This is a genomic window from Bradyrhizobium sp., assembly GCF_049581145.1.
In the GTDB taxonomy this organism is placed as follows: domain Bacteria; phylum Pseudomonadota; class Alphaproteobacteria; order Rhizobiales; family Xanthobacteraceae; genus Bradyrhizobium.
This window is the reverse complement of sequence record NZ_JBAURI010000935.1, coordinates 1-7,706: the sequence shown is the minus strand read 5'-3', so window position 1 is coordinate 7,706 and position 7,706 is coordinate 1. Positions and strand designations below refer to the sequence as shown.

The window sequence follows — 7,706 nt, the reverse complement described above, 5'->3', positions numbered from 1 at the left end:
CAACAGAGCAAGCCGTGTCCAAGGCCGTGGGTGTGTTTCGCGGCGATTTCCCGCGGTCCGCGACGCGCGCGGACCGCCGGCAGTTCGTCAATCGGCTGGCCGGAAACGCCACATCCGTCCGTGCGTGCAATGCAAAAATCACATCTTGTGCAGTGCGCGAATCATGTTTTTCGAATTGCGTCTACCCGTAGCGGTACTGTGAGACGTTGTGACGCAAATTTTCCGACAGAAGGGATATCAGGCAAAACAGCTTATAGATCATATCGTTAGGATGACATCCTCCCGTCACATATCCTTGCACGGCGTGTCATATGCGCAACAGTCACCGGAATTCCTTGCAGAACAATCGCCCCCTGCGTGATCAAAAATTGCACTTTTGCGGGCAGAAGGTAATCATTTCGCCACAACCAACGCAGCTTGCGCGCCGCCTCAACTACCATCACGGGCCAAGGCCCGGGGATCGCAGTGATGCCGGGCAATGCATGCAGAAATGAAAATGGGGGGAAGTATGGCATTCAACTGCAAGACTCTATTGGTCGTGGCGGGCTTGGCCGTCCTCTCTGGCTCGCCGGGCTACGCGATGGAGGGGTTGGTCGCCCCGCAGAGCAAGGCGGGCGTGTTCATTGGCGCCAGCGCCGGCGTCCCTCCGCCGGGCATCTACATGTTCAATCAGGTGTTCACCTATCAATCGAACCTGACCGGGCCAGGCACCTCGGCAATTGGCACCAAGACCGGCGTGCAGGCCGCGGTCGACGTGCAGGGCTTTCTGTTCGTTCCCGGCTGGACCTTCCTGGGCGCGACCTACGACGCGGTCATCGTGCAGCCGTTCGTGATGCAGAACTTCGGCAGTCCGATCAACGTGGAGCAGAGCGGCGCGCATAACACCTACATCGTGCCGGTCGAGTTGAGCTGGAAGCTTGCCGATAGCGGCTTTGCCGTCAAAACCGGTGTCGGCATCTACACACCGGACGGCACCGTGAACGGTGTGTTCGGAACCGGCAATACTGGAAACGCGTTCTGGACCTTCCAGCCCGAAGTCATCGTGTCGTATCTGAAAGACGGCTGGAACTTGAGCGCAGCAGTCTATGAGGAGTTCAACACCCGAAATACCGTGTCCCAGTATACGTCGGGTGATATTCTCCACGCCGACTTCACCGCCACCAAGACCATCGGCAAATGGACGTTTGGCCCCGTTGCGTATTACGTGGGACAAGTCAGCAACGATTCCTGTACAGCGACCTGTCTTTATCCAGGGGGCACCAACGCGATCTTGGCGAATGCCCAACGCTTCAATGTCTGGGCCGTGGGTGGTCTTGTCGGTTATGATTTCGGACCGGCTGCGTTGTCGGTGTGGGCAACCCAGGAAGTCTCGGCAAAGGCCTCCAATGCCGCAGCGGTCGCAGCAACCGGTGCGGACCCGTCCCTGGTCGCGGAGGGGACGACGGTGTTTGCGACGCTGAGCTACCGCCTCTGGGCACCCGATCAGCCGGCGCCGACAAAGCCGATGTTCCACAAATAGGCGAAGTGCGACGTCATGCATGTCTCCTTTCGGTAGATACGGATCGTCTATCGAGAGGGGACATGTTTCTTTGCAGCAGCGGCTGCAGCAAGCGTCGGTCAGCCAAAGCTCGGATCGGCGCTTCGCCTAGCTTCCCGTCTTCACCCTGGTCCAGAGCCGGTTGATGATGCGCTGGGTTGCCGGATCGCGCGCGGTGATCACGAACAACTTCGCAAGCGTCGCGTCGTCCGGATAGATGTTCTTGTCGCCCAGAATTTTGGGATCGATCAGCTTCTGGCTCGCCAGATTGCCATTGGCGTAGGACAGGAAATCCGAGTTCTTCGCCGCGACGTCGGGCCGGTAGAGATAGTTGATCAGTTCATGGGCTTCCGCGACGTGCTGGGCGTCGGCGGGAATCGCGAGATTGTCGAAAAACATCTGCGCGCCCTGCTTTGGGATGCTGTAGCCGATCTCGACATCGCTTTTGGCCTCGGCGGCGCGGCTGCGTGCCTGCATGACGTCGCCCGACCAGCCCACCGCCAGGCAGATCTCGCCGGTCGCGAGCGCGCTCAGATATTCGGATGAATGGAACTTGCGGACATAGGGCCTGACCTTGCTGACGAGGTCGGCAGCCTTCTGCAGATCCGCCTGCCTGGTCGAATTGGGATCGAGCCCGAGATAGCCGAGCGCGGCCGGGAAGATGTCGTCGGCGGAATCCAGCATGTGGACGCCGCAATCCTTGAACTTGGCAAGGTTTTCCGGCTTGAAGACGATATCCCAGCTATCGATCCTGGCATCGGGACCGAGAATCCTCTCGACCGCCTTGACGTTGTAGCCGATGCCGGTGGTGCCCCACATGTAATTGGCGGCATAGAGGTTGCCTGGATCGTAGATGGCGAGATGCTGCGTCACCATCGGCCAGGCGTTGACGAGATTGGGCAGCTTCGACCTGTCGAGCTTCTGGAAAATATTGGCCTTGATCTGACGCTGCAGGAAGTAGGCGGTCGGCACCACGACGTCGTAGCCCGACTTCCCCGCCATCAGCCGGGTTTCCAGTGTCTCGTTGGCATCAAACGTATCGTAGACGACCTTGATGCCAGTTTCCCTGGTGAAACTCTCCAGCACACCGGGCGCGATGTAGTTCGACCAATTGTAGAAATTGACGACCCTGTCTTCCGCCCTCGACGGCGAGGCGAGCACGAGCCCGGTGACGACGGCTATAGCGAAGTGGAACAGAGAGCGGGACCCGTCGCGTTTCATCCCTGCCCCTCTCACCGGCGATGCACCGCGTCCGACAGACGCTCCAGCGCGGTATCGAGCGTTGCATCCTTTTTTGCGAAGCAGAACCGAACCACCGACGTCACGGCATCCGTCTCATAGAAGGCCGATACCGGGATCGCCGCAACCTTGTAGTCGGTCACGATGCGCCTGCAGAAGGCTTCGTCGGTTTCGTTGAGGCCGAGCGGCGACAGGTCGACGGTCAGGAAATAGGTGCCTTGCGAGGGCAGCACCGGAAAGCCGATGCGCTCCAGGCCCGCGGTCAGCCGATCCCGGCTCCTCGCGAGTTCCCTGCGCATGTCGAAAAAATACTGGTCCGGCTTGCCGAGGCCGTAGGCGACCGCGGCCTGCAGATTGGGCGCGGTGGTGAAGGTGAGAAACTGGTGCACCTTGGCCGCGACCCGCAACAGCGGCGGCGCGGCGCAGACGAAGCCGATCTTCCATCCCGTCAACGAAAAGATCTTGCCCGCGGAGCCCACCTTGATGGTGCGATCGCGCATTCCGGGAATGGTGATCAGCGGAACATGGTCGCGGCCGTCGAACACCACGTGTTCCCAGACCTCGTCGCAGATCGCGACGGTGTCGAATTCCTGGCAGAGGCGGGCAAGCAGTTCGAGATCCTGGCGTGGGTAGACCACGGCGGCCGGATTGAGCGGGTTGTTGAACAGCACCGCCTTGGTCTTGCGGTTGAAGGCGCTCCGCAGCATCTCTTCGGAGAGCCGCCAATGCGGCGGCTCCAGCCGCAACAGGCGCGGAATGCCGCCGGCTTGCCGAATGATCGGCAGATAGGAATCGTACACCGGCTGAAACACGATGACTTCGTCGCCGGGTTCGACTACGGCCAGGATCGCCGAGGTCAAGGCCTCGGTGCCGCCCGACGTCACCATGACTTCCGTCGCCGGGTCGAGCTCGAGCCCGTGCCAATGGCCATAATGGCTGGCAATGGCCTGCCGAAGCTCCGGAATGCCCATCATCGACGGATATTGATTATAGCCGTCCATGACCGCGTCCGCCGCGGCCCGGCGGATATCCTCGGGTCCCGGATCGTCGGGAAACCCCTGGCCGAGATTGATCGCCTTGTTGTCGCGCGCGAGCTGCGACATCGCCTCGAAAATCGTGACAGGCAGGTCCGCGAAGACCTTGTTCATGGATCTCATGAGGAGACGTCAGCCGCCGGTCTTGGTCGGCAGCCCTGCGGCCTTCCAGCCCAGCATGCCGCCTGCGAGGTGCTTGTCGTAGGGCAACCCGGCGGCTTGGGCGGCAAGCGACGCCGTGACCGAGCGTTTGCCCGAGCGACAGGCAAACACCACCATTTTGCCGGCCGGGTCCGGAATGGCCTTCGGATCGAAGCTCGACAGCGGCACAACCACGGCGCCGGGATAGGCCTCGACCGCGACTTCGTTCGGCTCACGCACGTCGACCAGAAGATAGCGCCCTTCCGCCATCCCCTTCGATACGTCATCCGGCGTCAAATCGTGCACCTGCTGAGCCACGCAATTCCTCCAATGATCTGCTCCGACGAGCCCGGCACCGCGCCTGAGCCCGGACATGCCGCAGGCCAACCTCACCCCTCACGCGGCGAAAATCAAGCGTCGCGAAGCGGTTAGAGCCACAACCGAACCTCAAATGGCGGCACTCGGTTGCTGGCCGTCAAATGGTGACTTGCGTTCCGACCTCGACCACCCGCCCGCTGGGGATCTGGAAATAGTCGGTAGCATCGTTGGCCGTCCGGCTCAGCGATATGAAGAGGTGGTCCTGCCAGCGCGGCATGCCGGAATGGGCCGCCGGCTTGAGCGCGCGACGGGACAGGAAGAACGACGTCGACATGATGTCGAACTGCCAGCCGAGTTTTCGCGCAATGGCGAGCGCCTTGGGCACGTTGGGCGATTCCATGAAGCCGAACCGCAGCGTCACCTTGGAGAAGGTCGGACTGATCTGCTCGAGCTTGACCCGCTCGGACGGGTCGACGCGCGGGGTCGCCGCGGAGTCGATGGTGAGGATGACGTTCTTCTCGTGCAGCACCTTGTAATGCTTGAGGCTGTGCATCAACGCCGTCGGCGCGCTCAGGGGATCGCTGGTCAGGAACACCGCGGTGCCCGACACCCGCTGCGGCGGCCGTTTCTCCAGCATCGCGACCAGATCGGCGAGCGGAAATTCGAGCTTGCGCGATTTCTCGAACAACAGCCGGCTGCCGCGCCGCCAAGTGTACATCAAGAGCATCACGAAGCCGCCGAGCGCGAGCGGCACCCAGCCGCCTTCCAGCACCTTGAGCAGATTCGCGGCCAGAAAGGTGAGATCCAGCATCAGGAATGGCGCGATCAGCGCGGCGGCCGCCAGCGGCGACCACTTCCAGACCTTCCAGATCACGACAAAGCCCATCATCGCCGTGACCACCATGGTGCCCGTCACCGAAATGCCGTAGGCCGAGGCCAGCGCGCTGGACGAGCGGAACATCAGCACCAGCAGCACCACCGCGATCAGCAAAAGCTTGTTGATGCGCGGAATGTAGATCTGGCCGGAATGCGATTCCGAGGTATGGCGGATTTCAAATCGCGGCAACAGGCCGAGCTGGATGGCTTGGCGCGTCAGCGAATAGGCGCCGGTGATCACGGCCTGGCTCGCGATGACGGTGGCCAGGGTGGCGATCGTGACCATCGGCAACAGGGCCCAGTCCGGAAACATCAGGAAAAAGGGGTTTTGGACGGCCTTCGGGTCGGCAATGACGAGAGCGCCCTGCCCGAGGTAGTTCAGCGCCAAGGACGGCAACACGATCGAGAGCCACGCAGTCTGGATCGGCTTCTTGCCGAAATGGCCGAGATCGGCATACAGCGCTTCGGCGCCGGTGACGGCGAGAAATACCGCGCCAAGCGTCACAAAGCCGATGATGCCATGATGCAGCATGAACGACAGCGCGAGCAGCGGATTGATCGCCAGCAGCACGCCGGGCTGTCGAACGATAGAAGGGATCGCCGCGAGGCCGATGATGAGAAACCATAGCAACATCACCGGCCCGAAGAACGCGGCCACGCGCGCCGTGCCGCGCGACTGCACCGCGAACAGCACCAGCAGGATGAGCACGGTCAGCGGCACGACATAGGAATCGAACGCCTCCGTGACCAGCTTGATGCCTTCGATCGCCGACAGCACCGATAGCGCCGGCGTAATCACCGCATCGCCGTAAAACAGGGCCCCGCTGATGATGCCCAACAGCACGATCGTGCCGACGGCGGCGGGAGCGACCCCGCGCTGCGCCAGCGCCATCAGCGCCAGCGTTCCACCTTCGCCATGGTTATCAGCGCGGAGCAGGATGACCACGTATTTCAGGGTCACCAGGATGATGAGCGTCCAGAGGATCAAGGAGACCACGCCGAGCACCGGCTGGGCGGTGACTTCACCCCCGCCCGTCGCCGCGACGACGGCTTCGCGCAGCGCGTAGAGCGGGCTGGTACCGATGTCGCCATAGACCACGCCGATGCTGCCGAGCATCAGCGCACCGAAGCCGGCGGTGGAATGGGCATCACCATGCCCGTTGGCCGCCACCGTTTCCGGCGCGCGACCCGCAACTTCACTGGTCATGGGAACTGGGCCTCAAAGGGCTTCACTGCATCCTGGGCAACGGAGGCGGCTTATAATCCTGAGCTGGCAAGATAGCCTAGCCTGATTTTAGAACGGCGGCATGCGAAAAGGCATAAAGTTTCCGTCCGCAGCGTGATTTATACCACCTCGATGCCGCCGCCTTGACCCGCCTCAATGTGGGACGTCAGGCGACGCCGTCAATGACCTGGACGGACGCTGGCAGGCAATATGGTATGATGGTAGTCGCCGTCACGGTTTCAGATCGGGGGGCAATGCCGGATCCTCCCGCATCAGGGTGATGGTGACGCGCCGGTTCGCCGACAGCGACGGATCGTCGGGGAATAACGGCTGGGTGTCTGCCTTGCCCGAGACTGAGTAGATGTGGGACGCGGGCAGACCCTCGTGTTCCAGGATCTGTCGGACCGAATTGGCCCGATCCGCCGACAGGTCGAACGGTCCGTAGTCGCCATGCGTCGGCACGAAGCCCGCCGAGGTATGGCCAGTGATCTGGACGCGCAGCGGAGTCTGCTTGAGCGGGATTGCGAGTTTTTCGATCAACCGGCGCGTCCGGTCATAGGGTTCCCTGGACCCATCGGCGAACATCGAGCGGCCGTCCTGGTCGATGATTTCCAAATTGAGCCCCTCCTTGGTCTCCTCGAACATGATGTGTTTCGAGATTTCCGTCAGTTCCGGCATGTCCTGCAACGCCTGTCGCAACGAGGCCGAGGCGAGCGCGAATTCGCGATCGACCTTGAGCTTGGCGCCGGCGACGCGGCTGCGCTCCTGCTCGTCCGGAGTCGGCGTGTTGGAGGCTTCCTCCGGGCTGACATGGGCGGTGTTCTTCAGTTTCGGCCGCGTCGGAATCCCGTCGGATTCGATGATGCCGGAATAGCGCGATTGGGTCTGCACGCCGAACGCATCGCGCATCGAGCCGGCGACGATCTTCAGCTTGTTGTTGTCCATGGTGGAGAATGCGGTGAGCATGACGAAGAAGCTCATCATCAGCCCCATGAGATCGGCGAAGGTCACGAACCAGCCGTGCCCTCCGCCATGCGCATCGCCGCGTTTCTTCTTGGCCATCGTGTGCTTCCAGGACCCCCGCTACGCGCTGCTTCAGGCCGGCACCGGCTCACCCTCTTCGTGGCGGTGCTTTTCCGGCAGGTAGGCGAGCAGCATCTCCCGGACCAAGGTCGGGCTCTTGGAGTCGCGGATCATCAGGATGCCGTCGATGATCAGGGTGCGATTGGTCTCCTCGTCGAGCAGTTTGCCATGCAGCTTGTCGGCGAGCGGCAGGCATACCAGGTTCGAGATCACTGCGCCGTAAAGCGTCGCCAGCAATGCGGTCGCCATGAAC

The 7,706-nt window shown here is 61.9% G+C and carries 7 protein-coding genes and 1 pseudogene; 2 read left to right on the top strand and 6 right to left on the bottom strand.

Annotated elements, in window-relative coordinates; translation table 11 throughout:
- Nucleotides 1-191, top strand: a 191-nt coding sequence (locus WCB02_RS30580; RefSeq protein ID WP_423963908.1) for a hypothetical protein, incomplete at its 5' end; no start/stop codon positions are given.
- A gap of 317 nt (nucleotides 192-508) precedes the next feature.
- The gene (locus tag WCB02_RS30575; protein ID WP_423963906.1) at nucleotides 509-1,519 is read left to right on the top strand and encodes a SphA family protein; all 1,011 of its coding nucleotides are present in this window, start codon (nucleotides 509-511) and stop codon (nucleotides 1,517-1,519) included.
- 126 nt (nucleotides 1,520-1,645) lie between these two features.
- Here the strand turns inward: WCB02_RS30575 and WCB02_RS30570 are convergent, their stop codons facing one another.
- From WCB02_RS30570 to WCB02_RS30545, 6 genes and pseudogenes are all read right to left on the bottom strand, one after another.
- Nucleotides 1,646-2,758, bottom strand: a complete 1,113-nt coding sequence (locus tag WCB02_RS30570; protein ID WP_423963904.1) for a polyamine ABC transporter substrate-binding protein — start codon at nucleotides 2,756-2,758, stop codon at nucleotides 1,646-1,648.
- An 11-nt stretch (nucleotides 2,759-2,769) separates the two neighbouring features.
- Nucleotides 2,770-3,933: an aminotransferase gene (locus tag WCB02_RS30565; RefSeq protein ID WP_423963901.1), complete on the bottom strand. Its 1,164-nt coding sequence runs from the start codon at nucleotides 3,931-3,933 to the stop codon at nucleotides 2,770-2,772.
- A 9-nt stretch (nucleotides 3,934-3,942) separates the two neighbouring features.
- A complete protein-coding gene (locus tag WCB02_RS30560) occupies nucleotides 3,943-4,269 on the bottom strand; it encodes a rhodanese-like domain-containing protein (RefSeq protein ID WP_423963898.1) in 327 nt (108 codons plus the stop codon).
- 157 nt (nucleotides 4,270-4,426) lie between these two features.
- Nucleotides 4,427-6,352 carry a potassium transporter Kup gene (locus WCB02_RS30555; RefSeq protein WP_423963896.1) on the bottom strand — a complete coding sequence of 642 codons (1,926 nt, stop codon included), beginning with the start codon at nucleotides 6,350-6,352 and terminating at the stop codon, nucleotides 4,427-4,429.
- Between the two features lie 249 nt (nucleotides 6,353-6,601).
- Nucleotides 6,602-7,432 carry a flagellar motor protein MotB gene (locus tag WCB02_RS30550; protein WP_423963894.1) on the bottom strand — a complete coding sequence of 277 codons (831 nt, stop codon included), beginning with the start codon at nucleotides 7,430-7,432 and terminating at the stop codon, nucleotides 6,602-6,604.
- A gap of 33 nt (nucleotides 7,433-7,465) precedes the next feature.
- Nucleotides 7,466-7,706, bottom strand: a pseudogene (locus tag WCB02_RS30545) (flagellar motor protein PomA); the annotation flags it as partial.

Excerpts from the sequence above, each read along its gene's own strand:
- WCB02_RS30555 (WP_423963896.1), bottom strand. The coding sequence starts at position 6,352 with ATGACCAGTGAAGTTGCGGGTCGCGCGCCGGAAACGGTGGCGGCCAAC.
- WCB02_RS30550 (WP_423963894.1), bottom strand. The coding sequence starts at position 7,432 with ATGGCCAAGAAGAAACGCGGCGATGCGCATGGCGGAGGGCACGGCTGG.
- WCB02_RS30570 (WP_423963904.1), bottom strand. The coding sequence starts at position 2,758 with ATGAAACGCGACGGGTCCCGCTCTCTGTTCCACTTCGCTATAGCCGTC.
- WCB02_RS30575 (WP_423963906.1), top strand. The coding sequence starts at position 509 with ATGGCATTCAACTGCAAGACTCTATTGGTCGTGGCGGGCTTGGCCGTC.
- WCB02_RS30565 (WP_423963901.1), bottom strand. The coding sequence starts at position 3,933 with ATGAGATCCATGAACAAGGTCTTCGCGGACCTGCCTGTCACGATTTTC.